Raw genomic sequence first — 24,308 nt, 5'->3', positions numbered from 1 at the left:
GGGCCTCCGGCGCGGTCAGGGGGTGGTGCCGGCCGCCGTACCCGCGTCCGTGCTGCCCGCGTCCGTACCGCCGGTGTCGGTGCCGCCACCGGTGTCGGTGCCGCCGCCGGTGTCCGTACCGCCCGTGTCGGTACCGCCGTTGTCCGTACCGCCGGTGTCCGTACCGCCGTTGGAGGCGCCGCCGTTGCTGCTGCCGCCGTTCGACGTGGTCGGCGGCGGCGTCTGCGGCGGCGTGGTCGGAGCGGTCGGGTACTGCGTGGTGGGCTCCTGGGTCCGCGGCGGGGTGTCCTCCGTCGGCGGGGTGTAGCCGCCGATGCCACCGGGCTCGGTGGTCTCGTCCGTCGGCTCGTCGCTGGGCTCTTCGGTCTGCTCGTCCTTGGTGGTGGACGTGGACGTGGGCGACTTGGTCGTCTCGGGCGCGGAACCGCCGCCGCTGCCGCTGTTGCGCACCGCGAAGGCCACACCCACCGCGATGGCGATCAGCGCGAGCGCGGCGATCAGCCAGATCTTTCCGCGGCTGCGCCGGGCGGGCCGGTGACCGCCCTCGAAGCCCCCGTCGTCGGCGTGCATACCGGGCGGCAGGATCGGGTTGGCGGCGGTCTGCCCGGCGTCCGCGTGCGGCATCGCGGTGGTCGCGGCGACGCCCATCGCGGAGGTGGCGCCCTCGTGCGCGGCGACCGGGCCGGTGCTCCAGGTGCCGGTGTGGCCGCCCTGCTCGTGCAGCATCTGCAGCGAGTACTGCACCAGACCGCGCATCTCCTCGGCGGTCTGGAACCGGTCGTCCGGGTCCTTGGCCAGGGAGCGCATGACGAGGCCGTCCAGCTCCGGCGGCACATCGGCGACCTGCGACGGCGGCACCGGCATGTCCTGGACGTGCTGGTAGACCACCGACAGCGGCGTCTCACCGGTGAACGGGGGCCGCAGCGCCAGCAGTTCGTAGAGCAGACAGCCGGTGGCGTACAGGTCGGAGCGGGTGTCGACGGTCTTGCCGAGCGCCTGCTCCGGGGAGAGGTACTGCGGGGTGCCCATGACCATGCCGGTCTGGGTCATCGTCGACTGGGCGCCGTGCAGGGCACGGGCGATGCCGAAGTCCATGACCTTGACGGCGCCGCTGTTGGTGATGATCACGTTCGCGGGCTTGATGTCACGGTGCACGATGCCGTGCTGATGGCTGTAGGCCAGCGCCTCCAGCACACCGGAGACGATGATCAGCGCCTGGTCCGGCGGCGGTGCATCGGCGTTGAGCAGCAGGTCACGGATGGTGCGGCCCTCGACCAGCTCCATCACGATGTACGGCACGGTGTTGCCGCCGACGAAGTCCTCGCCGGAGTCGTACACGGCGACGACGGCGTGGTGGTTCAGCCCGGCGACGGACTGTGCCTCACGGGTGAAACGGGCCTTGGACACCGGGTCCTCGGCCAGGTCGGCGCGGAGCAGCTTCACGGCGACCGTGCGGCCCAGCCGTACGTCCTCGGCGGCGAACACCTCCGCCATGCCGCCGCGGCCCAGGCGGTGGGTGAGGCGGTAGCGGCCGTCGCCGACCAGGCCGCCGTTGCCCCACGTCTCCGGTGCGTCGGAGGTGTGGGAGCCGGTGGCGTCAGGGTCGGACGGGCCCTGGGGGCCCTGCGTCGGTGCCATCGGTCCTCGCCGTCGAAATCGATCCGCCTGAGCGGTAAGGTCTCGGTCCTCGCCGGGACGGACGCGCTGATCGCACCGCCCCTCCGGAGCACGCTACAGGCTCGGGAACGCCCGCCGGTCCGAGCGGACCGGCCATCAAACCTTCCGGCCGCCCCACGTCGCAAGTTGACCATCGGCGGACCGCTTCGGGCCGCCCCATCGGCATCGGGCGCAACTGTCACGGAACGGGCACACAGCTTGACGTGTCACTGCCCTGGGGCAGACTTGGCTGCGCAATCACCGGATTTGATCGCCATACGTGCGGGCACTGCGCCGAGGGGGAAGCGGAACGATGAGCCAGGACGGCGCTCAGGGCCCATACGAGGGCCGTTCGGTCGGCGGGGGACGTTACCAGCTTCGTGATCTTCTCGGCGAGGGCGGCATGGCCGCCGTCCACCTCGCCTACGACAGCGTCCTCGACCGCGAGGTCGCGATCAAGACCCTGCACAGCGAACTCGGCCGTGAGCAGGCATTTCGCGAGCGTTTCCGGCGCGAGGCGCAGTCCGTCGCGAAGCTGACCCACACCAACATCGTCTCCGTCTTCGACTCCGGCGAGGACGAGCTCGACGGCGGCATGGTGCCGTACATCGTCATGGAGTACGTCTCCGGCCAGCCGCTCCGCTCGGAGCTGGACGGCGACATCGCCCAGCACGGCGCGATGCCGACGCAGAAAGCGTTGAAGATCACCGCCGATGTGCTCGCCGCGCTGGAGGCGAGCCATGAGATGGGCCTGGTCCACCGGGACATCAAGCCGGGCAACGTCATGCTGACCAAGCGGAACGTCGTCAAGGTCATGGACTTCGGCATCGCCCGCGCCATGCAGTCCGGTGTGACATCGATGACACAGACCGGCATGGTCGTCGGCACCCCGCAGTACCTCTCGCCGGAGCAGGCGCTGGGCCGCGGCGTGGACGCCCGCTCGGACCTCTACTCCGTCGGCATCATGCTCTTCGAGCTGCTCACCGGGCAGCTGCCGTTCGACGCGGACTCCCCGCTCGCCATCGCCTACGCGCATGTGCAGGAGGAGCCGCCGCTCCCGTCGAGCATCAACCAGTCGATCCCCCCGGCGGTGGACGCGCTGGTGGCCCGGGCGCTCAAGAAGAACCCCAACGAGCGGTTCCCCACGGCGGAGGCGATGCAGGACGAGTGCCTGCGGATCGCCGGTTCCGCGCAGTCCGGCGGTTCGCCGCTGATCATCAGCGAGGGCCCGCGGGCGCGCACCAGCGGCTCGTCCGTCTCCTCGGCGGTCTTCCCGATGGCGACCGGCACCCCGGCCACCCCCGCGCCGCCCAACGTCCAGCAGCCGTACCAGCCGATGCCGACGCCCGGGTACGGCCCGTCGACGCCGCCGCCGGTGAACAACGCCTTCCCGACCCCGGCACCCGGCCCCGCGCCGTACAACGCGGGCGGATACCCGGCGCAGGCGCCGACCCCGGCACCGTTCACCCCGCCGCCCGGGGCGCCGCCGACGATGCCGCCGGCGAACGGCGGACCGCGCCCCCGCAAGAGCAACACCCCGGTGATCATCGTCGCGACGATCGTGGGTGTGGTGGTGGTGACCGCCATCGCGATCGGTATCGGGCTGAGCGCCGGTAACGGCAGCGACAACAACAAGAACGTCGCGGACGACTCCTCGACCTCGGCGTACTCCGCCCCCGAGGCCACCTCGACGGCCAGCACCCGGCCCGAGGACAAGTCCGCGACGGTCCAGACCAGCCTCTGCACCAACCCCTCACACCCCTACGGCGAGAAGCGCAAGATCTACGTCCCGTCCTTCCTGTTCCGGAACCTGGAATCGGTGAAGGCGTGCATGGACGCGGCGGACTGGAAGTACACCGTCAAGGAGCAGAACGACTCCCTCTGGGGGAAGAACACCATCACCAAGCAGACGCCGACCGGCTTCAGCACCTGGGACCCGGAGAGCGGCGAGCCGCTGGAGCTGACGGTCTCCACCGGCCACAGCGACTGAGCGGCGGCCACACGGACGCCGAAGGGCCGGGCACACGGAGTGTGTGCCCGGCCCTTCGTGGTTCCCCGGCGGTCCCGCCGCCGCTCAGAGGTAGGGGCCGGAGCGGGCGCCGCCGTGGCCGGGCTGCTCGCTCTCGTCGACGGGGGCGGCGCCGGGCGGCAGCGCGCGGCGCATCGTCTCCAACTGGGCACGGGCGGCCATCTGCTGGGCGAACAGCGCGGTCTGGATGCCGTGGAAGAGCCCCTCCAGCCAGCCGACCAGCTGCGCCTGGGCGATACGGAGCTCCGAGTCGGTGGGCACCGACTCGTCGGTGAACGGCAGGGACAGCCGCTCCAGCTCCTCGACCAGCTCGGGCGCGAGCCCGTCCTCCAGCTCCTTCACCGAGCTGGCGTGGATCTCCTTGAGGCGGACCCGGCTGGCCTCGTCGAGCGGCGCGGCCTTCACCTCTTCCAGCAGCTGCTTGATCATGCTGCCGATCCGCATGACCTTGGCGGGCTGCTCGACCATGTCCGTCACGGGGGTCTCCCGGGACTCCCCGTCGCCCTCGCCGCCTCCGGCGGCGGCGCTGCCCAGCGCCATGCCGTCCGGGCCGACTACCAGGACGTGCTGGTTCTCCTGCGACCGTTCGTTCATCGGCATATCCATACCGCCATTCTCTCGTACACGGGTACGCCGGAGGCGGTGACCCCACCACGCCGCAACGGTCGGCCGGGGCGCCGGGCCGGGGCTGCGGGAGCGGCGGTGAGCGCGGGCCGGTGTGCGGGGGAGAGCGCGTTTCGGGGGTGCGCGGCCGGTCGGGGCGGGGGCCGCCGGTGGTGTTTCACGTGAAACGGCGTACCGGTCCGGGCCGCCGGGTCAGCCGCGCCGCAGCCGGAGCCCGAGAAAGGCCAGCCCCAGGCCGGTGAGCGCCATCCCCGCGCCCATCGGGAGCACCCGCTCGGCGTGGGTGCCCGTCCCGGCGAAGGGGTACGTGCTGCCGTCGGACTGCGGTTCGGCCTGGGCGTCCGGCGCCTGGTGGTCGTCCGCCTCCTGGACCGTCCGGGAGCTCGGCGCGGGGGGCTCCTCCGCCGGGACCGGACGCGGTACGGAGACCGGCACCCGCTTCGGGCGGTGTGGCGGGGCGGCGGGGCGGCGGTGTGTGGGGTGGTGCGACGGGGCTGCTTCGTGGTGCGGGGTGGCGCTGGCCGGGCGGTCGTCCGGGGGGCGGGGGGGGGCGGGTGTGTGCGTGGGCGGGGCTGGTGGGTGTGGGGCGGCGGAGCCCGGCGCGGGCGGGGCGGGTGGCGTGGGAGCTGGTGGCCGGTGCGGCTTGTGCGGCGGTACGTGTGGCCGTGGTGGGCCTGCCGTGTCCTTGGCGGGGTGGTGTGGCCGTGGGGGTCCGCCGGGCAGCGCGTCCTGTCCGGGCAGCTCGGTGAAGTCCGACGCGAGGTCTCCGATGCCGGTGGCCCCGAAGGCGTCGGGGAGGCCGAACAGGCCGGGCCTCTCACCCGGGAGGTGCCTCCGCTCGGCGAGCTGGGGGTCCCGGACCTCCGGTGTCCCGGGCGCGAGGGCCCGGGATGTGCGCAGCGCTCCCTGCCCCAGGGGCGCGGCTGCATGGGCCGTCACCGTGCCGAGCGCCAGGGAGAAGGGCAGGACCACCGTGACCACCAGCAGGCCGCCGGGGATACGCGTAGGGATTCGAGCCACGGATGTGCCCCTCCCGTGCCGAGCCGCCATGTGACCAACTCAGCGTCACACGTCACCACAATTCCGGCATCTCGGGCGGTCCGGGTGGGGGAGGGGCGGGGCATGGACCGGCCCGGATCGGGCCGGGAGGCGGGCCATCGGGCGGTGGCAGCCGGGTGACGGCGGGCGGCGGGCCGTGCGCCGGGGACGGAGTACGGGCGGAGACCCACGCCGAGGCCGGAGCCCTGGCACCGATACGTCCGGTGCCGGTGCCAGGGGGTTCGGCACCGGCACCGGCACCGGGCTCAGGAACCGGCCGCGCCGCCGCCCGTCGCGATAGCGCTGCCGCTGCGGCCGTCGCTCAGACCGTCAGGACGACCTTGCCGATATGGCTGCTCGCGTCGACCACGCGGTGGGCCTCGGCGGCGTCCGCCATCGGGAGGGTGCGGTCGACGACCGGGCGGATCTGGCCGTTACCGATCAGCGGCCAGACGTGTTCGCGGACCGCCGCCACGATCGCCGCCTTCTCCTGCAGCGGACGGGCGCGCAGTCCGGCAGCGGTGATCGCGGCGCGCTTGGCCAGCAGGGCGCCGATGTTCAGCTCCGCCTTCACCCCGCCCTGCATACCGATGATGGCGAGGCGGCCGTTGACGGCCAGCGCCTTCACATTCCGCTCCAGGTACTTCGCGCCGACGATGTCGAGGATGACATCGGCGCCCTTGCCACCGGTGGCCTCACGCACCTCCGCCACGAAGTCCTGCTGGTGGTAGTCGATGAGCACATCGGCGCCCAACTCCGCACAGCGCGCCAGCTTTTCCGCGTTCCCCGCGGTGACCACGACACGGGCGCCGACCGCCTTGGCGAGTTGGATCGCCATGGTGCCGATACCGCTGGACCCGCCGTGGACCAGCAGCGTCTCGCCGGGACGCAGGTGCGCGATCATGAAAACGTTGGACCACACGGTGCAGGCGACCTCGGGCAACGCGGCAGCGGTCACCAGGTCGACACCGTCCGGCAGCGGCAGGACCTGACCGGCCGGGACCGCCACCTTCTCCGCGTAACCACCACCGGCCAGCAACGCACAGACCTCGTCGCCGACCGCCCAGCCGTGCACGCCCGGGCCGAGGGCCGCGATCCGGCCCGCGCACTCCAGTCCGGGGTACGGGGAGGAGCCGGGCGGCGGGTCGTAGAAGCCCTGGCGTTGCAGCAGATCGGCGCGGTTGACGGCGCTCGCCGCGACGTCGATCAGGATCTCGCCCTCGGCGGGCTGCGGATCGGGCACCTCGGCCCAGACGAGGGCTTCGGGGCCACCGGGTTCGGGAATGGTGATCGCTCGCATGGCCGCGAGGCTACTCGCCGAGGGTGCCCGCAGCGACAGTGCACGCACCGCCGACGCCCGTACGGCCCCCGAAGGGACGCCCCACGACGAAACCGCTCGGCCTGTTTCACGTGAAACAGGCCGAGCGGTAAGGGAGTTGACAGGCCCTCCGGCCCACCGTGTTTCACGTGAAACGGCTCGTTTCACGTGAAACGAGCCGGATCGCAAGCCGGAAACCCGGCCGGAGGGGTGAGCGGTCAGTCGTCGGCGCGGCGCATCGGGGAGACGCCGGAGCCCGGCAGCGGCGCCTTGGGCGCACCCGGCTTGCCCGACAGATCGCTCTCCTCCGCGGCGGCGGCACGGACGATCGTGATCAGCCGGTCGGCGGCCTGCAGCGGGCTGGCCGCCGGGTCGTCGTATCCGAGGAGCCGGTGGCCGCGCAGCACGGAGACGACCAGGTCATCGGTCTCCCGTACCGACTTGCCGACCTCGGACTTCACGACCGGGCGCTCGACCAGGTCGAGACCGCTGCCCTGTTGGATGAGGTCCTCCATGACCGTTCCGGCACTGGGGCTGTGGACGGAGAGGCCCAGCAGCCGCCCGGCGGCGCTGGCCGAGGTGATCACGGAGTCGGCGCCGGACTGCCGCAGCAGCGGGGCGTTCTCCTCCTCCCGTACCGCGGCGACGATGTTGGCCTTCTTGTTCAGCTGCCGCGCGGTGAGCGCGACGAGCACCGCGGTGTCGTCGCGCTGGGTGGCGATGACGACCTGAAGGGCACGCTGGATCTCCGCGCGGACGAGGACATCGCTGCGGGTGGCGTCGCCGACCACGCCCACGAACCCCTCGGCGACGGCGGAGTCGATCACCTTCGGGCTCGGGTCGACGATGACGATGCGCTCGCGGGTCAGTCCGGTGGCGCAGAGAGTCTGGACGGCGGACCGGCCCTTGGTGCCGAATCCGACGACGACGGTGTGGTCACGCAAGGTTCTTCTCCAGCGTTTCAGTTGCCACTGCTCACGGGTGCGTTCCGTCAGCACCTCCAGTGTGGTGCCGACCAGGATGATCAGAAAGAGCACCCGCAGCGGCGTGATCAGCACGATGTTCAGCAGCCGTGCCGTGTCGCCGTACGGGACGATGTCGCCGTATCCGGTGGTGGAGAGCGTGACGGTGGCGTAGTAGACGCAGTCGAGGAAGTCGACGGTGTTGTTGGCGCTGTCGTGGTACTCGTCGCGGTCTATCCAGACGATGAAGACCGTCGCGATGAGGACGAGCAGCGCCATCAGGAGCCGTCTGGCGACCTGCCGGATCGGCTCCACGGGTGTCCGGCGTGGCAGCATGACCCGGCGGGAGTTGTCCTCGGGGACCTCGCGCGCCGCGGCGTCGTAGGAGGGGAGCTTCACGCGGCGCCTCCGGTCGGGGGTGCGGAAAAGGTGGAGCGTACGGGACGGCCGTCGCCGGGGTGTGCGCCGGGTCCGTACGACGGCCCGGCACCCTCCGGGCCGTACGCCGCGCTCCCCGTCGGCCAGGGCAGCTCCAGTAGGTCGACCAGGTCGCCCCGGTCGGCGCCGCCGGGCGGGACGACGGCCAGCGCGTCGGCGGCGGCGATACCGCGCAGCATGGCCGGTCCGTGGAACGGCAGCGGCGTCGCGGTACGGCCGTGGCGGGGGTCGTCGGCGTAGGCGACCGGGACGAGCCGGGTGTCGTGCGGATGCCCGGCCACCGCCGCGCCCAGCGGGGCACGGGACGGCGTCGCGGGCGGCCGGGCGGCGAGGGTCCGCAGCAGCGGCTCGGCCAGGGTCAGCAGTCCGGAGACCGCGGCGAGCGGGTTGCCGGGCAGCCCCACGAGGTGCCGTCCCGGGGCGATCCTGGCCAGCAGCATCGGGTGCCCGGGGCGGACCGCCACACCGTCGACCAGCACCTCGGCGCCGATCCGGTGCAGCGCCGGGTGGACGTGGTCGACGGGGCCGGAAGCGGTGCCGCCGGTGGTGAGGACGACATCGGCGGTGGAGCCGGTGATCGCCGCGTGGAGGGCGTCGGCGTCGTCGCCGAGCGGCCGGGGTGCGAGGGCGTCGGCGCCCAGTGCCCGCAGCCAGGGGCCGAGCATCGGACCGAGGGCGTCCCGGATCCGGCCCTCCCGCGGCAGCCCGTGCCCGAGCAGTTCGTCGCCCAGGACCAGTACCTCGACGCGGGGGCGGGGGTGGGCCGTCAGCCGGTCGTACCCGGCGGCCGCGGCCAGCCCGAGTACGGCGGGCGTCACCGGCACACCCGCCGGGAGCAGCGGTTCGCCGTGGCCGCACTCCTGGCCGCGGGGCCGGATGTCCTGGCCGAGCGGGACGGCACGCGATGCGGCGAGCCGGACCCGCCTGTCGCCGCGGTCGTGCACCTCGCCGTGCTCACTGCGCAGCACCGCGGTGGCGCCGTCCGGGACCCGCGCCCCGGTGGCGATGGCGACGGCGTGCCCGTCGGCCAGCGTCGTGGCGGCGTGACCGGCAAGGATTCCCCGGTCGGAACCGTCGCCACCGGCCGCGCGGTCGAGGTCCCAGGGCCCGGGTCCGGAGACGGCCCAGCCGTCCATGGCCGAGGTGTCGAACGGCGGCAGGTCGGTCAGCGCGGTCAGCGGCTCCGCCAGCGTCCGCCCCAGCGCGTCCTCCGGCACACAGGATTCCGGAGCCCGGGGTCCGTCGGCCGCCCGCGCGGCCCGCTCCCGGGCGACCGGCCAGGGGACAGGGGCGGCCGTCCGGCGCCGGGGGCGACGGGTGCCGGGCGTGGGGCCGTCGCCCGAGGTCGGGAGGGCGTCGGCGGCGGAAGAGCTGCCGGAGGCAGGGCGGTCCGCGGGCGGCATGGGGCCGTCCGCGCCGTTCCCGGTGCGCGCGTTCCCGGCGGAAGCGGCGTTGCTGTCGTCGGCGCTGCCGGTGAGAGCGTCGGTGGCGCGGCCGGAGACCGGGCCGTCCGCCGCCGGAGACGCGGTGCCGCCCGGTGCCGCACCGCCGGGCCGCGTACCGGAACCGCCGGTGGCCGCGGGCCCGGAAGCCGTGCCGGAGCCGCTGTGCCCCGCCGCCCCCGGGCCGCCCGTGGCGGAACCGTCCGACGCCACCGGCGCCGAAGCCGCCGCACCGGCGCCGCCGTGCCCCGCCCGGCCGGGCTGCGCCGGGCCGAGTGCCATCGGGCCGAGGACCGACACCCAGGAGTCCAGCGGGCCGTCGCCGCTCCGGCTGACGGCCGCGGCGGTCGGCACGCCGGAGGACGCACGGGAAACCGCGGCGCCGCACTCCACCGGAACGGGCTCCGCGGGGCCCGGGACCCGGACCGTCGCCCGCTCCGGCGCCGTCCGCCGTGCCGTGCCCGCCTCTCCCACCAGCCGGACGAGAAGATCCAGGTCCGAGGCAGGTTCGCGCGCCGGGGACGGGGCCGGGACGGAGGCGGAGGGCAGGGGCGTGGCCAGGTCCGGATCGGCGGCCGGGGCCCCGGCCGCTTCCGGGGCGGAAGCCGGGGGCGTATCCGCCGCCCGTGCCCGCTTCGCCGCCGTGGACCGGGCACGCTTCGGGGCGCGAGCCGAAGCGGTGGCCGCGGCAGGGGCCGCAGCCGGGCCCGGCCCGTCCCCGTCCGCCGCCGCGAATGACGCGTCCGCCGCAGCCGCCCGAGGCTCCTCGTCTTCTGCGGAATCACCGTTGTCCGGAGAGCCGGAGCCCCCCACGCCGCCGTCCGGACCGGCTGCCGTCGGCGCGTACCGGTCGCCGTTGGCGACGGCCAGGGCGTCGGCGAAGGCGTCGTCGAAATCGCCCTCGGTCATGGAGCGGACTTCGGCTCGGGCCGCCCCGCGCCGCCGGAGGGAGCGTCGCCGGACGCGTTCTCCGCCGCCCAGCGTTCGGCGAGCGCGGCGATCCGCCGGGACGCGTCCGTCACATCACCGCCGCTCCCCTGACGGCCCGCCGCGTACCCGATCAGAAACGTCGTCAGCGGCGCGGCCGGACGGGCCACACCGTGTGCCGCGTCCCGGGCGAGGTCCAACAGCGCCTTGGTGTCGACATCCAGCTCGATGCCCAGTTCGGCCTTGACTGCGGTGATCCATTCGTCCAACACGCCTCCATGCTCCCTGATCCGGGCGCGGGCCGCGCCGACGTCCTCCCAGGTGTCGCAGTCGAAGGACGCCTCGGCCGGTACGTCCGTGACGCGTTCCAGCGCCAGAGCGGCCGTCACCGCGCGCAGCGGCAGCCCGGAGAGCGTGCCGTGGGACGCGCGCAGCGCCGTCAACTCCCGGTGGAGCGCCGCCCGTCGGTACGCCGCCACCAGCGGCTGATCGCGGCCCCCGGCGTCCCGCAGCAGCGCGCCGTCCACACGGGCGGCGCCGTCCGCGGGCGCACCGGCCACCGCCGCCAGCAGCGTGCGCACCGTGGCCGGGGTGAGAAAGGGCAGGTCGGCGGCGAGAACCAGCACCGTCGGGGCGGTGGTGTGCCGCAGGCCCGCGTCGAGTGCCGCCAGCGGGCCGCCGCCCGGCGGGTCCTCCAGGGCGTGCACCACGGTGCGGGTGGTCGGGCGTACGGGCCCGACGACGACGGTGGTCGCCGCGGCGGGGCAGGCGGCCAGCACCCGGTCGAGCAGTGGTCGGCCGCCGACGGAGAGCGCGGGCTTGTCCGCGCCGCCGAGCCGTCGGGCGGCGCCCCCGGCCAGGACGAGGACGTCATGGACGGGGAGGGCCTCGGGTGCCCCGGTGCGGCCCGCGGGCGGCCGTCGCGTATCGCTCACCTCTTGAGTATCGCCAGGTCCGCGGCGCGCACACCGCCCGGGAGCGGCCCCCGGCACGGACCGGCCGCACCCCGCGGCCCCTTCCGGCCACCGGGAGACGGCCGGAACCCGGCGCCCGGTTCGCCCGTCCTCACCGCTCCGGGAGCCGCGGCGCCGCCCGGCTCCCGGAGGGTCGGCTCACAGGCCGCGCAGCAACACCGCCGGCTGCTCCACGCAGTCCGCGACGTAGCGCAGGAAACCGCCGGACGTGCCGCCGTCGCACACCCGGTGGTCGAAGGTGAAGGACAGCTGGACGACCTGGCGTACCGCCAGTTCACCGTCGTGCACCCAGGGTTTGGGGGATATCCGGCCCACTCCGAGCATCGCGGCCTCGGGGTGGTTGATGATCGGGGTGGAGCCGTCCACGCCGAAGACGCCGTAGTTGTTGAGGGTGAAGGTGCCGCGGGTCAGATCGGCGAGGGAGAGTCCGCCGGAGCGGGCGCTCTCGGTGAGCCGGGCGATCTCCGCGGAGAGGCCCTCGACCGTACGGGTGTGGGCGTCGCGCACCACCGGCACCACCAGGCCACGGTCGGTCTGCGCGGCGAAGCCCAGATGGACCTCGGGCAGCCGGACGATCTCCTGGGTCTCGGTGTCGATCGTGGCGTTCAGCTCCGGGAAGCGCGCGAGCGCCGCGGTGCAGATCCGGGCGAGCAGCGCCAGCAGCGACACCTTGGGGGCGCCGGGTGCGTTCATCGCCCGGCGGGCGGCGAGGAGTTCGGTGGCGTCGGCGTCGACCCAGCAGGTGGCGTCCGGGATCTCCCGGCGGCTGCGGCTGAACTTCTCGGCCGCCGCCCCGCGCATCCCCCGCAGCGGTATCCGCTCGCCCTCGGCCCGGGCCCGCCCGGCGTCCGCGACGACCGGACCTGCGGGAGCGGTGACCGCGGGGGCCTGCCGTTCGCGGACCGCGCGCTCGACGTCCGTCCGCAGGATCAGCCCGTGCCGCCCGGTGCCGCGCAGTGTGGCGAGGTCCAGGCCGTGTTCCCGGGCCATCCGGCGGACCAGCGGGGAGATGACCGCCACCGTACGGCTCGCGTCGGACTCCTCCGGGTCCCGGGGCTCCTCGGGTGCGGCGGTCTCCGGCCGGGCGGCGGCGGAACCGTCCGCCGTGCTGCCGCTCCTGGTGGCGCCACCGGGCCGGACCCGGCGTCGGCGGGCGGCCGCCGCGCTCGTGCCGTAGCCGACCAGGACGTTCCCCGAGCCCTCGCCGGACTCCGCCGGAACGGTCTCCTCCGCGGCGGGGGCGGCCTCCGGCGCCGCGTCCGGGGACAGATCCGCGGGCTCCGCCACCGAGCTGGACGCGCCGACCGCGACGGTGATCAGCGGGGCGCCGACCGGCAGATCGGTGCCCTCGTCCCCGAAGCGCGCGGTGACCACACCGCCGTACGGGCAGGGCACCTCGACCATCGCCTTGGCCGTCTCGACCTCGACGACCGGCTGATCGACCGAGACCACCTCGCCGATCTCGACCATCCACTGCACGATGGTGGCCTCGGTGAGGCCCTCCCCCAGGTCGGGCAGGGTGAATTCACGGACCACAGCCATCACACGCCCCTCCCTTCGGTCCAGTCCGACTCCCACTGGAGGCGGGCGACGGTGTCGAGAATGCGGTCCACTCCAGGGAGATGATGCCTCTCCAGCATCGGCGGCGGATAGGGAATGTCGAATCCCGCCACCCGCAGCACCGGGGCTTCCAGGTGGTGGAAACAGCGCTCCGTGATGCGCGCCGCGATCTCGCCGCCCGGGCCACCGAACCCGCTGGACTCGTGGACGACGACCGCCCGCCCGGTACACCGCACCGACGCACAGACCGTCTCGTCGTCGAACGGCATCAGCGACCGCAGATCGACGACCTCCAGATCCCAGCCCTCGGCCCGCGCCGCCTCCGCCGCCTCCAGGCAGACCGGCAGCGACGGCCCGTAGGTGATCAGCGTGGCGTCGGCGCCCCGGCGGCGTACCGCGGCGCGTCCCAGGGGCGGCACCTCGCCGGGCGCCTCGGGCGACCAGTCGGCCTTGGACCAGTAGAGGCGCTTCGGCTCGAGGAAGACGACCGGATCGTCCGAGGCGATGGCGGCGCGCAGCAGTCCGTACGCGTCCTCGACCGTGGCGGGCGTGACGACCTGGAGCCCCGGAGTCGCCAGGTAGTACGCCTCGGAGGCGTCGCTGTGGTGCTCGACGCCGCCGATGCCGCCGCCGTAGGGGATGCGGATCGTCAGCGGCATCGGGAGGGCGCCGCGGGTGCGGTTGCGCATCTTGGCGACATGGCTGACCAGCTGCTCGAACGCCGGGTAGGCGAAGGCGTCGAACTGCATCTCGACCACCGGCCGCAGGCCGTACATGGCCATGCCGACCGCGGTGCCGAGGATGCCCGCCTCGGCGAGCGGGGTGTCCGTACAGCGGTCCTCGCCGAATTCGGCGGTCAGTCCGTCGGTGACGCGGAAGACGCCGCCCAGCGTGCCGACGTCCTCACCCATCACATGGACGGTCGGGTCCTCGGCCAGGGCGTCGCGCAGCGCGCGGGTGAGTGCCTGCGCCATGGTGGCGGGCTTGCGCGCGGTGGCGGCGGTCGGGGTCATGGCCGGGCCTCCTGGGCGGGCTCGTCGGTGGCGGCTGCGGCGGCCAGCTCGGCGCGCAACTGGTCGGACTGCTGCCGGAGTTGGCTGGTCCGCTCGGCGTAGACATGGGTGAAGAGGTCGTCCGGGTCGAGCGGCGGGTCCTGGTGCATCCGTTCGCGCAGGTCGGCCGCCATCTCCTCGGCGCCGTCCCGCGTCTCGGCGGCGAAGTCGTCGGTGAGCAGACCCCGGGCGGTCAGCTCGCGCTCCATCAGGGCTATCGGGTCGTGCGCCTGCCAGGTCTCGACCTCGTCGGCGGTGCGGTAGCGGGTGGCGTCGTCGGCGTTGGTGTGGGCCTCGACGCGGTAGGTGATGGCCTCGACGAGGGTGGGTCCGCCGCCCTCCCGGGCCCGGCGGACCGCCTCGGTGAGCACGCCGTGCACCGCGGGGGCGTCGTTGCCGTCCACCAGGCGGCCCGGCATGCCGTAACCGACGGCCTTGTGGGCCAGGGACGGCGCGGCGGTCTGCTTGGCGAGCGGGACGGAGATCGCGAAGCCGTTGTTCTGCACCAGGAAGACGACCGGTGCCTGCCACACGGCGGCGAAGTTCAGCGCCTCGTGGAAGTCGCCCTCGCTGGTGCCGCCGTCGCCGACCAGGGCGAGCGCGACCACGTCGTCGCCCTTCAGACGGGCGGCGTGGGCCAGCCCGACGGCGTGCGGGAGCTGGGTGGCGAGCGGGGTGCACAGGGGGGCGATGCGGCAGGCGCGGGGGTCGTAGCCGGTGTGCCAGTCGCCGCGCAGCAGGGTCAGCGCCTCGACGGGGTCGAGACCGCGGGCGACGGCGGCGAGGGTGTCGCGGTAGCTGGGGAAGAGCCAGTCCCGCTCCTGGAGGGCGAGCGCGGCGGCGACCTGGCACGCCTCCTGGCCGGTGGAGGACGGGTAGACCGCGAGGCGCCCCTGGCGGGTGAGGGCGGTGGCCTGGGTGTTGTACCGGCGGCCACGCACGAGCTGGACGTAGAGCCGCTTCAGGAGCGCGGCGTCGAGCTGCCGGGCGGCGTCCGTGCCGAGCACCCGGTGGGGTTCCGCGTCGGGCAGGAGCGGCGCCGGGGCGACGCGGGGGTGCCAGGCGGGCGGCGGGCCGGGCAGCTCGCCCTTGCGCCTGCTGCTGCCGGGCTGCTCAAGGACCGTCATGACGAGCACCTCCTCGAATCGAAGGGGTGGCGCGGAGCGCCTCGTGGGATGGGGGCGGGCGACGGGTGGGCAGGATGAAACGGGTCGGGGCGCGCAGCCCTTCCCTACCGATTGTTCGGTCGCTGATGCATTTTGGCTACAGGCGGGCCCAGCCTGTGGACAAACGGTTCTCCACAGCTTCAGATGAAGACAGGGCGTCCACGAAGGGGAGGCGGGACCATATGCCGGACGAACAGATGGCCCATCCCGGCGCAGCGCCGTCGGGGGCGACGGGACCGCCCCCGCCACCCCTGCCGACGGCGCCCCCGGCCCGCCCGCTGGACACCATCGACCGGTCGATCCTGCACATGCTGCAGACCGACGGACGCGCCTCGATACGGTCGGTCGCCGAGCGCGTCCACGTCTCGCGCGCCAATGCGTACGCGCGCATCAACAGGCTGATCGACGACGGTGTGATCCGCGGTTTCAGCGCCCGTGTCGACCAGGAACGGGCGGGCCAGGGCGCGTCCGCCTACATCACGCTGAAGATCGTCCAGAACTCCTGGCGCACCGTGCGCGAACAGCTCACCGCGCTCCCCGGCGCCTCCCACATCGCGCTGGTCAGCGGGGATTTCGATGTATTGCTGCTGGTGCACACCAAGGACAACCGCGAGCTGCGGGAGCTGGTGCTGACCCGGATCCAGGCGATGCCGGAGGTGCTGAGCACCCGCACCCTGCTGGTCTTCGAGGAGACCGGGCTCGGCCCGCAGAGCGGGTGAGCGGCCCCGTCAGGAGGTGCGCAGCCCCGCGAAGGCGGTACGGACGACGGCTTCGGCGACCTCGTCCCGACCGGCGCCGCGCCCCGGGCGGTACCACTCGACGATCGAGTTGATCATGCCGAAGAGCAGCCGGGTGGCCAGCGGGATGTCGACGTCCGGGCGGAGGTCGCCGTCGGCGGCGGCCTCCTTCAGCAGTGCGGCGACCCGGTGGTCGAACTCACGGCGGCGCTCCATGGCCCACCGCTCGGTGTCGGTGTTGCCCCGCACCCGCAGCAGCAGCGTCACATAGGGCAGCTCGTCCAGCAGGACCTCGGCCACCCGGCGGGTGACGTACTCCAGGCGCTCGATCGCCCGGCCGCCGGTGGCACCCGGCTCCTCCAGGACGCCGAAGAGCCCGTCCAGCGCACGGTTTATGGCCCGCCGCAGCAGCTCTTCCTTGCTGCGGACGTGGTGGTAGATCGAGGACTTGGAGATACCGGCCGCCCGGGAGAGGTGCTCCATGGAGGTGCCGTCGTACCCGCGCTCGTTGAACACCTCGACGGCGACCGCGAGCAGCGAATCGGGCGTGTAGGTGTCGCGCTTGGCCATGGTCATGATTACAGCACCCCTTCCGCCGCCCGCGCACGGCGCCTCGGAAACCGGACGGCACCAATCGGCCGTTTCCGCAGGCCGCCGACGGCGTGCGGAATTCCCGCCGGGCCCCCGGGACCGGCCCCGCGCGGGCGGGCCGCACCCGCCTGACCGGCGTTTTCTCCGTACGGGCACGCGCCGCGCGCCGTCCACCGCCCGGCGCTTCCCGGCCGAGTTCTCCACAGGCTCATCGGACCCCCTTGCCCCGACCGATCGTTCGGTTACTCTAACTCCGTTACTCCGTCCGCCCAGCCTTTGCGCTCCGCACCCTGTTCCCCCTCCGCCCGGTTCGACGAGGAGTTGGTCTTCGATGGCCGCCGACATGACCCCCGCGCAGTTGATCGAGAAGCACCGCCCGACGCTCGACAAGGCGCTGGAGACCATCCGCACCCGTGCCTACTGGTCGCCGCACCCCGAGCACCCCAAGGCGTACGGCGAGACCGCGGCGCCGGACGGCCTCGCCGCCTTCGAGGCGCTGCGCGGCACCCGCTTCGACCTCGACCAGCCCGGCACCGACGACTGGGTCGGCGAGGAAGTCTCCCCGTACGGCCCGGAGCTGGGCATCACCTACCCGCACCCCGACCCCGAGGTGCTGCTGCCCGCGATGCGCGCGGCGCTGCCGACCTGGCGGGACGCGGGCCCCGAGACGCGGGCGGCCGTCTGTCTGGAGATCCTGGCCCGGATCAGCGCCCGCACCCATGAGTTCGCCCAGGCCGTGATGCACACCAGCGGGCAGGCGTTCATGATGGCGTTCCAGGCCGGTGGGCCGCACGCCCAGGACCGCGGCATGGAGGCGGTGGCGTACGCGTACGCCGAGCAGGCGCGCGTCCCGGAGCAGGCGCCCTGGTCGAAGCCGCAGGGCAAGCGCGATCCGCTGGAGCTGACCAAGGCGTTCACCGCCGTACCGCGCGGTGTGGCCCTGATGATCGGCTGCAACACCTTCCCCACCTGGAACGGCTACCCGGGCCTCTTCGCCTCCCTGGCGACCGGCAACCCGGTCCTGGTCAAGCCGCACCCCCAGGCCGTGCTCCCGCTGGCCCTCACGGTGCGGGTGGCCCGCGAGGTGCTGACCGAGGCCGGGTTCCCCGCCGACCTGGTATGCCTGGCGGTGGACCGTCCCGGCGAGGGCCTGGCCAAGACACTCGCCGTGCGCCCGGAGATCCGGATCATCGACTACACCGGCTCGACCGCCTTCGGCGACTGGCTGGAGAGCAACGCCCGCCAGGCGCAGGTGTACACCGAGAAGGCCGGGGTCAACACCGTCGTCATCGAGTCGACCGACGACTACAAGGGCATGCTCGGCAACCTCGCCTTCTCCCTCTCCCTCTACAGCGGCCAGATGTGCACCACCCCGCAGAACCTCCTCATCCCCCGGGCCGGCATCACCACGGACGCCGGACCGAAGTCGTACGACGAGGTGGTCACGGATCTGGCGGGCGCGGTCAGCGGGCTGCTCGGCGACGACGCCCGCGCCAACGCCCTGCTCGGCGCGCTGGTGAACCCGCAGGTCAAGGCGCGTCTGGACGGCGCAGGCGAGCTGGGTGAGGTGGCGCTGGCCTCCCGGACGGTGACACATCCGGAGTTCCCCGGGGCGACGGTACACACCCCCGCGATCATCAAGCTGGACGGCGCGAAGCCGGAGTCCGAGGCGGTCTGCCGGACGGAGTGCTTCGGCCCCGTCTCCTTCGCGGTCGCCGTCGACTCGGCGGACGACGCGGTGGCGCTGCTCCGGGACACCGTCCGCGAGCAGGGCGCCATGACGGTCGGCGCGTACACCACCTCGCCCGAGGTGGAGCGCCAGGTGCAGGACGTCTGCCTGGACGAGTGCGCCCAGCTGTCGCTCAACCTGACCGGCGGGGTCTATGTGAACCAGACCGCGGCGTTCTCCGACTTCCACGGCTCCGGCGGCAACCCGTCCGCCAACGCGGCCCTGTGCGACGGCGCGTTCGTCGCCAACCGCTTCCGGACGGTGGAGGTACGGCGCCCGGCGTGAAGCCCGGCGGGCGGGGCGGTCCGCCGGTCATGTTTCACGTGAAACGTCGAACCGGTCCGGGCCGCCCGTCCGCGGCCCGCACCCCGACGCCCCGGCCGGAGGCACCGTTCGCCTCCGGCCGGGGCGTTGGCGCTTCCGCGTCAGGGGGCGACCGGCGGCTCGATGACGGCATGGCGGCCGATCCAGGCGTGCATGGCGATGGCCGCGGCGGCGCCCGCGTTGATCGACCGCGTCGAGCCGAACTGCGCGATCGAGCAGACCACCGAGGCGTGCCGCCGCGCCTCATCCGTCAGCCCCGGACCCTCCTGGCCGAAGAGCAGCACACAGCGGCGCGGCAACGCGGTGGTCTCCAGCGGCACCGCGCCCGGAAGGTTGTCGATCCCGATGATCGGCAGCCCCTCGGCGGCGGCCCAGGCGGTCAGCTCCTCGGTGCCCGGGTGGTGCCGGACGTGCTGATAGCGGTCGGTCACCATCGCACCGCGGCGGTTCCAGCGCCGCTGCCCGACGATATGGACCTCCTTGGCGAGGAAGGCGTTGGCGGTCCGCACCACGGAGCCGATGTTGAAGTCGTGGCCCCAGTTCTCGACCGCGACATGGAAGTCGTGGCGCCGGGTGTCGAGATCCGCGACGATCGCCTCCCGCGTCCAGTAGCGGTAGTGGTCGACGACATTGCGCCGGTCGCCCCCGGCGAGCAGCTCCGGGTCGTACCGGTCGTCCTCCGGCCACGGCTCGGGGTGCGGCCCGACGCCGATCTTCGGGCCGTAGCCCTCGTCGTACTGGAGCGGTTCGGCCGCGGCGGACGGCTCCGCCGCGGCGTCGGGGCCCTGCTCGGCCGGGATGGTTGTCTCGCTGCTCACCCCACGAGCGTAGAACCCCGCCGGAGCGCTACGTACCGGCCGGTGCCCGCTCCCCCTCCTCGGCGGCGGACGGCTCCGCCGGACCGCCCCGCCCGGTGCGGCGGGCGCGGAGCTCCGAGATCCGGCCGCCGATCCAGGTCAGGAAGGGCGTCGGCAGGAACACCAGGTCGGCGGCGACCATCGCCAGGGAGAAGAACGGCAGCCCCAGCAGGAACGCGATCGACAGGTGCTCGCAGACCATCACCACCAGCAGAACGTTCTTCAGCCGCCGGTTGAAGACGGTGAACGGGAAGGCGACCTGCACGATCACCGTGCCGTAGGTGATCAGCAGCACCAGCAGCCCGCTGGTGCCGAGCAGCACGGACAGCTCCGGCCACGGCGAGAAGTAGTCCAGATGCATCGGGTAGTAGACCGCGGTGCCGTCCTGCCAGCGCGAGCCCTGGATCTTGAGCCAGCCGGCGGTCGCGTAGACGAGACAGACCTGGGCCATGATCACCAGCAGCGCGCCGTTGTGCAGCACCGCGCCCAGCACATCGAGCACGATCCGCGGCTCCCCGGGCGCCCGCCGGTCCACCACCCACCGCAGCCCGTGCGCGGCCCACAGCAGCCACAGCGCCAGCCCCCAGCCGACGTACGGGAACGGGCCGTGCCCGAACCAGCTCAGACCGGAGCAGCCGAACAGCTGCGCCACAGCGAGCGCCAGCCCCAGAACGGCCCACAGCACGACACCCGGCAGATCACGCCCGGCGCCCTCGCCCCGCTCGGCCGCGCGCCGGGCACGCCGGGCGTCCAGCGACCACACCTGCCCGCACCGGGTCAGCACCAGGTACATCGACATCAGATGGATGATGTTGTCGCCGCCGTCGCCGATGAGAATGCTGCGGTTCTGCAGCGACAGCACACCGAGCATGAACAGCACCGACATGGTGCGGGTACGCCAGCCCAGCATCAGCAGCGCGGCGGAGACGACCGCGAGGAGATAGACCACCTCGAACCAGCCGCGCCCGTCCGACCACGGCAGCACCGAGAAGGCGTGGTTGCCGTCGAGCAACTGCCGCGCCATGTCCAGGCTGAACGGACTGTCCGGCCCGTACAGCTCCGCGCGGTGCGGCCACTCCCGGAGCAGGAACAGCAGCCATGTCGCCGCGAACCCGATCCGGACCACCGCCGTCTGGTACGGCGCCATCGCCCGCCCGGTGACCAGCCGGAATCCGTGCCCCACGAGGCGTTCGATACGGGTTTCGGCGGGCGGGGACGAGGCCGGGGCGGCGGGCGCGACCCCGGAAGCCGGTGCGGCCCCGGAAGCCGGTGCGGCCTCCTCCCGCGCCGCCGGGACCCGCCGGTCCCGGTCCTCCCGGTGCTCCTGCTCCCGCCGGTCCTGCTGATCCCGTGGTGCGTCAGGTGCTGCGGTCACTTGCTCTCCGTCCCCTCGGGCAGGTCGGCCGTGGTGACTGGCCACCAGGGCAGCACACGGAACGCGGGCTTGTCGCTGATCTTCTCGCTGCTCCAGTGCGGCGGGGCGACCGGCGTCGTCACCGAGCGGACCTGAAGCCGTTCGAGGCGCCCCAGCCGCGACCACTCCGGCTCCATCCGCCGCACCGTGATCCGCCGGATGTACTGCTCGGACAGCTCACCGCGCACCCCGATCGGGACGTTCTGCGCATTGTGCGTGCTGCCGAAGTACTCCCAGGCACGCCGCAGTTGGTTCTGCTCCGTGTGGCTGGGGACCGGATTGTGGTGGATCGCCCGGCTGTCGCGCGCGGTGAGATCGGTCCAGCCGGTGGTCCGCAGCCCACCGTCGCCGGTCCGCAGCTCCGCGCGCACCTGGACGGCGACGTTCTGCTGCATCGGATTGGGCGCGAACAGCTTCCAGTTCTGCTCGTACTCGGGGTAGACGTACTCACTGATCGCCGAACCCTGCGCCTTGGTGAGCGTGTTCTCCGGCGCGATGTGCAGAAACATCATGGCCAGATGAACCGCCACGGCCACGGCCACGGCGCTGACCGCCATGCATATGACGATCCGCGAGGGCAGCGAGAGCGCGGCCACCGGCCGCGATTCGTCCCCGATTGACTGCATTCCCGCCCCGTTCCCAGATTCCCGATCGGCCCACTACGCCCCGGAACCGTACCCAGAGACCCCGACCGGGCACAGCTTCCCCCGGCCGACGACGCCCCGGACGCGGCCCGGGGCCGACGCCCGGGACCGGACCCGCCGCACACCTGTCGGGCATCCGCCCGTACGCACCCCGCCCCCACCGGGCCGGGAACCGCACCCCGCGGCCGTACGCATTCCCAATTCCTGCAACCTGTTCTACCTTGACGCTCCGTCAGGTCGCCGCCCGCGGAAGGACAACCAGTGGACTTCACCTTCACCGAGGAGCAGCAGGCCGCCACCGAGGCGGCAAAAGCCGTCTTCGCGCACGTGGCGCCCGACGCGGTCCCCAGCCCGGCGCTCACCGCGGGCGCCGTAGCCGACGACTTCGACCGGGACCTGTGGCGCACCCTCGCCCACGCCGACCTGCTGAGCCTGCTCACCGCACCCGAACACGGCGGCGCCGGACTCGACCCGATCGCCCTCTGCCTGGTGCTCCGCGAAGCCGGCCGGGTCCTCGCCCGGGTCCCGCTCCTGGAGTGCGCCGCCGCCTCCCACCTGCTGCAACACCATGCGCCGGAAGCGGTCCGCGCCGACCTGCTGCCCCGCATCGGCCGCGGCGAACTCGTGATCACCACAGCCTCCGCCGGACGCACCGGCCACGACGCGGCACACCTCGCCATCACCGCACACCAGGACGGCGACGACTGGCTCCTCGACGGCGTCCAGACCGCCGTCCCCTGGGCCTACGGCGCCGACCGGGTCCTGCTGCCCGCCCACACCCCCGACGGCCGAACGGTCCTCGCCCTCGCCCCGCTCACCGCCCCCGGACTCACCCGCCACGAGCAGATCCCGACCACCGGCGAACGCCACGCCGAACTACGGCTCACCTCGGTACGGCTCACCGCCTCGGACGTACTGACCGCCCCCGGCGCCGCCGAGGCGCTGCAACAGCTGCTGACCTGCGGAACCTGCGCCCTCGCACTGGGCCTGGGCGAGGCGGTGCTCGCGATGACCGCCGACTACACCGGGAAACGCGAACAGTTCGGCTTCCCCCTCGCCACGTTCCAGGCGGTCGCGGTACAGACCGCCGACCGGTTCATCGACCTCCGCGCGATGGCCGCCACCCTCTGGCAGGCCGCCTGGCGCATCGGAACGGACACGGCGGGCGCACTGCCGCCGGAAGGAGACGTGGCGGTCGCCAAGATCTGGGCGTCGGACGGCATCCGCCGCACCGTGCAGACCGCCCAGCATCTGCACGGCGGCTTCGGCGCGGACACCGACTACGCACTGCACCGCTACCACGCCTGGGCCAAACAGCTGGAACTCGCCCTCGGCCCCGCCGCCGCCCACGAGGAAACCCTCGGCGACCTCCTCGCCACCCACCCGCTACGGGAGGGCAGCTGACCGAGGGCAACCGCCGTGGCCGAAAACGGCCGGACAAGAACGGCCGGAAAACCGAAAAGCGGGCCGAGCACAGTGCCCGGCCCGCCCATGAACCTCAGATGACGGAGCCGGTGCCGCCCTTGCCGTCCGAGACCGGACGACCGGCGGACTCCCACGCCTGCATCCCGCCGACGACGTTCACCGCGTCGATGCCCTGCTGGATCAGATACTGCGCGACCTGCGCGGAACGTCCACCGGAGCGGCAGATCACATAGACCTTGCCGTCGGCCGGCGCCGCCTCGGTCAACTCGCCGTAACGGGCCACGAAATCGCTCATCGGAAGGTGCAGGGCGCCCTCGGCGTGCCCCGCCGCCCACTCGTCGTCCTCACGGACGTCCAGCAGGAAATCCTCGGACGTGAGCGCGTCGACACCAACCGTGGGCAGAGAACCTGTGTGCATGCCCCCGACGCTACCCGACCAGCTGGGAGAGGTGCGCCTCCCGCTCGGCGACATCGGCGAGCAGCTTCTCGGCGATCTCGTCCAGCAACCGGTCCGGATCCTGCGGCGCCATCTTGATCATCGCGCCGATCGCGCTCTCCTCCAGCTCGGACGCGACCGCCGCCAGCATCTCCTTGCGCTCCGCCAGCCACTCCAGCCGCGCGTACAGCTCCTCGCTCGCGCTCAGCCGCTCCTCGGCGGGGGCCGGACCGGCCTCCCACTCCCGCGTCAGCGCGCCCAGCGTCGCCTCGTCCCCCGCGGCGTACGCGGCGTTGACCCGCGCGATGAACTCGTCCCGGCGCAGCCGCTCCGCCTCGTCCCGCGCCAGATCCGGATGCGCCTTGCGCACCAGATCGCGGTACGCCCGGCGCGCCTCCTCACTCGGCCGCACCTTCTGCGGCGGCTGCACCGGCTGCTCGGTGAGCATCGCCTGCGCCTCCGGGAACAGCCCGTCCGACCCCATCCAGCCGTGGAACAACTCCTCCACCTCGGGCATCGGCAACACCGCCGCCCGCGCCTCCTGGGCCTTCCGTACGTCCTCGGGGTCACCGGACCGCGCGGCGACCGCCTCCGCGATCTGCGCGTCCAACTCGTCGAGCCGGGCATACATCGGGCCGAGCCGCTGATGGTGCAGGCGGGAGAAGTTCTCCACCTCCACCCGGAACGTCTCCACCGCAATCTCGAACTCGATCAACGCCTGCTCCGCGGCGCGCACCGCCACCGCGAGCCGCGCGGTAGCCGCCGCCTCGGCCGCACCGTCCGCATCGGACGCCCCCGGCACATCCGTCGCATCCGCCGCCCCCCTGGAATCGGCGGCATCCGCCGCCCCCGTGGCGTCGGCTCCGTCCCGGCCGTCCTGCGCGTTCTCCGCGTACGAGTTCGTCACCCGGCCAGCGTACGGCCCTGGGGCCGACGGGCGAGGTGGTGCGGGGGAGGGGCGGGGC

General features: G+C 73.4%; 20 protein-coding genes. 4 read left to right on the top strand and 16 right to left on the bottom strand.

The genetic code is table 11. The features are described 5' to 3' along the window. Positions 1 to 15: 15 nt before the first annotated feature. On the bottom strand, positions 16 to 1,638 hold the full coding sequence (locus IF23_RS0122665) for a protein kinase domain-containing protein (RefSeq protein ID WP_030286529.1): 1,623 nt from the start codon (positions 1,636 to 1,638) through the stop codon (positions 16 to 18). Between the two features lie 331 nt (positions 1,639 to 1,969). Between IF23_RS0122665 and IF23_RS0122660 the strand changes: the two genes are divergently transcribed. Beyond that, positions 1,970 to 3,646, top strand: coding sequence for a protein kinase domain-containing protein (locus tag IF23_RS0122660; RefSeq protein WP_030286527.1), 1,677 nt, complete (start codon positions 1,970 to 1,972; stop codon positions 3,644 to 3,646). Between the two features lie 84 nt (positions 3,647 to 3,730). On the opposite strand, the gene IF23_RS0122655 is transcribed toward IF23_RS0122660, so the two are convergent. The 9 genes from IF23_RS0122655 to pdhA all read right to left on the bottom strand — a co-directional run bounded on the left by IF23_RS0122655 (position 3,731) and on the right by pdhA (position 15,147). Beyond that, the gene (locus tag IF23_RS0122655; RefSeq protein WP_030286525.1) at positions 3,731 to 4,291 is read right to left on the bottom strand and encodes a bacterial proteasome activator family protein; all 561 of its coding nucleotides are present in this window, start codon (positions 4,289 to 4,291) and stop codon (positions 3,731 to 3,733) included. A gap of 210 nt (positions 4,292 to 4,501) precedes the next feature. After that, positions 4,502 to 5,329, bottom strand: a complete 828-nt coding sequence (locus IF23_RS34160; RefSeq protein WP_157848063.1) for a hypothetical protein — start codon at positions 5,327 to 5,329, stop codon at positions 4,502 to 4,504. Positions 5,330 to 5,669: 340 nt separating this feature from the next. After that, positions 5,670 to 6,647 carry an NAD(P)H-quinone oxidoreductase gene (locus IF23_RS0122645; RefSeq protein ID WP_030286521.1) on the bottom strand — a complete coding sequence of 326 codons (978 nt, stop codon included), beginning with the start codon at positions 6,645 to 6,647 and terminating at the stop codon, positions 5,670 to 5,672. Between the two features lie 236 nt (positions 6,648 to 6,883). Continuing rightward, entirely contained in the window at positions 6,884 to 8,026 is a 1,143-nt protein-coding gene (locus IF23_RS0122640) for a potassium channel family protein (RefSeq protein WP_030286519.1), read from the bottom strand. Continuing rightward, the gene (locus tag IF23_RS31560; protein ID WP_078654186.1) at positions 8,023 to 9,789 is read right to left on the bottom strand and encodes a molybdopterin molybdotransferase MoeA; all 1,767 of its coding nucleotides are present in this window, start codon (positions 9,787 to 9,789) and stop codon (positions 8,023 to 8,025) included. The genes IF23_RS0122640 and IF23_RS31560 overlap by 4 nt, the downstream gene beginning before the upstream one ends. Before the next feature lie 623 nt (positions 9,790 to 10,412). Continuing rightward, the gene (locus tag IF23_RS0122630) at positions 10,413 to 11,369 is read right to left on the bottom strand and encodes an NTP transferase domain-containing protein (RefSeq protein WP_030286515.1); all 957 of its coding nucleotides are present in this window, start codon (positions 11,367 to 11,369) and stop codon (positions 10,413 to 10,415) included. A 177-nt stretch (positions 11,370 to 11,546) separates the two neighbouring features. After that, entirely contained in the window at positions 11,547 to 12,950 is a 1,404-nt protein-coding gene (locus IF23_RS0122625) for a dihydrolipoamide acetyltransferase family protein (protein ID WP_030286513.1), read from the bottom strand. Next, positions 12,950 to 13,981, bottom strand: coding sequence for an alpha-ketoacid dehydrogenase subunit beta (locus tag IF23_RS0122620; protein WP_030286511.1), 1,032 nt, complete (start codon positions 13,979 to 13,981; stop codon positions 12,950 to 12,952). The genes IF23_RS0122625 and IF23_RS0122620 overlap by 1 nt, the downstream gene beginning before the upstream one ends. Continuing rightward, a complete protein-coding gene (gene pdhA / locus IF23_RS0122615; protein ID WP_030286509.1) occupies positions 13,978 to 15,147 on the bottom strand; it encodes a pyruvate dehydrogenase (acetyl-transferring) E1 component subunit alpha in 1,170 nt (389 codons plus the stop codon). The genes IF23_RS0122620 and pdhA overlap by 4 nt, the downstream gene beginning before the upstream one ends. A 221-nt stretch (positions 15,148 to 15,368) precedes the next feature. Here pdhA and IF23_RS0122610 point away from each other — a divergent pair, with 221 nt between their 5' ends. Next, complete coding sequence (locus tag IF23_RS0122610) at positions 15,369 to 15,905, top strand: Lrp/AsnC family transcriptional regulator (protein WP_030286507.1); 537 nt, start codon at positions 15,369 to 15,371, stop codon at positions 15,903 to 15,905. A gap of 9 nt (positions 15,906 to 15,914) precedes the next feature. On the opposite strand, the gene IF23_RS0122605 is transcribed toward IF23_RS0122610, so the two are convergent. Next, positions 15,915 to 16,499 (bottom strand): TetR/AcrR family transcriptional regulator, encoded by a 585-nt coding sequence (locus IF23_RS0122605; RefSeq protein WP_030286505.1) that lies wholly within the window; start codon positions 16,497 to 16,499, stop codon positions 15,915 to 15,917. 346 nt (positions 16,500 to 16,845) lie between these two features. Between IF23_RS0122605 and paaN the strand changes: the two genes are divergently transcribed. Beyond that, the gene (gene paaN / locus IF23_RS0122600) at positions 16,846 to 18,528 is read left to right on the top strand and encodes a phenylacetic acid degradation protein PaaN (RefSeq protein WP_030286503.1); all 1,683 of its coding nucleotides are present in this window, start codon (positions 16,846 to 16,848) and stop codon (positions 18,526 to 18,528) included. 140 nt (positions 18,529 to 18,668) lie between these two features. Here paaN and IF23_RS0122595 read toward each other — a convergent pair whose 3' ends face one another. The 3 genes from IF23_RS0122595 to IF23_RS0122585 are packed head-to-tail and all read right to left on the bottom strand — an operon-like array spanning position 18,669 to position 21,464. Beyond that, the gene (locus tag IF23_RS0122595) at positions 18,669 to 19,385 is read right to left on the bottom strand and encodes a TrmH family RNA methyltransferase (RefSeq protein WP_037679321.1); all 717 of its coding nucleotides are present in this window, start codon (positions 19,383 to 19,385) and stop codon (positions 18,669 to 18,671) included. 28 nt (positions 19,386 to 19,413) lie between these two features. Continuing rightward, positions 19,414 to 20,799, bottom strand: coding sequence for an HTTM domain-containing protein (locus IF23_RS0122590; protein ID WP_425423873.1), 1,386 nt, complete (start codon positions 20,797 to 20,799; stop codon positions 19,414 to 19,416). After that, on the bottom strand, positions 20,796 to 21,464 hold the full coding sequence (locus IF23_RS0122585; RefSeq protein WP_030286497.1) for a DUF5819 family protein: 669 nt from the start codon (positions 21,462 to 21,464) through the stop codon (positions 20,796 to 20,798). The genes IF23_RS0122590 and IF23_RS0122585 overlap by 4 nt, the downstream gene beginning before the upstream one ends. A 279-nt stretch (positions 21,465 to 21,743) precedes the next feature. Between IF23_RS0122585 and IF23_RS0122580 the strand changes: the two genes are divergently transcribed. Then, complete coding sequence (locus IF23_RS0122580) at positions 21,744 to 22,886, top strand: acyl-CoA dehydrogenase family protein (RefSeq protein ID WP_030286495.1); 1,143 nt, start codon at positions 21,744 to 21,746, stop codon at positions 22,884 to 22,886. A gap of 94 nt (positions 22,887 to 22,980) precedes the next feature. Here the strand turns inward: IF23_RS0122580 and IF23_RS0122575 are convergent, their stop codons facing one another. Both IF23_RS0122575 and IF23_RS0122570 read right to left on the bottom strand, forming a co-directional pair. Next, a complete protein-coding gene (locus IF23_RS0122575; protein WP_078654183.1) occupies positions 22,981 to 23,325 on the bottom strand; it encodes a rhodanese-like domain-containing protein in 345 nt (114 codons plus the stop codon). Positions 23,326 to 23,335: 10 nt separating this feature from the next. Then, complete coding sequence (locus IF23_RS0122570) at positions 23,336 to 24,250, bottom strand: J domain-containing protein (protein ID WP_169750026.1); 915 nt, start codon at positions 24,248 to 24,250, stop codon at positions 23,336 to 23,338. Positions 24,251 to 24,308 lie beyond the last annotated feature (58 nt).

It is taken from the genome of Streptomyces catenulae, assembly GCF_000718015.1.
Taxonomy (GTDB): domain Bacteria; phylum Actinomycetota; class Actinomycetes; order Streptomycetales; family Streptomycetaceae; genus Streptomyces; species Streptomyces catenulae.
This window is presented reverse-complemented; position numbering and strand designations above follow the sequence as displayed.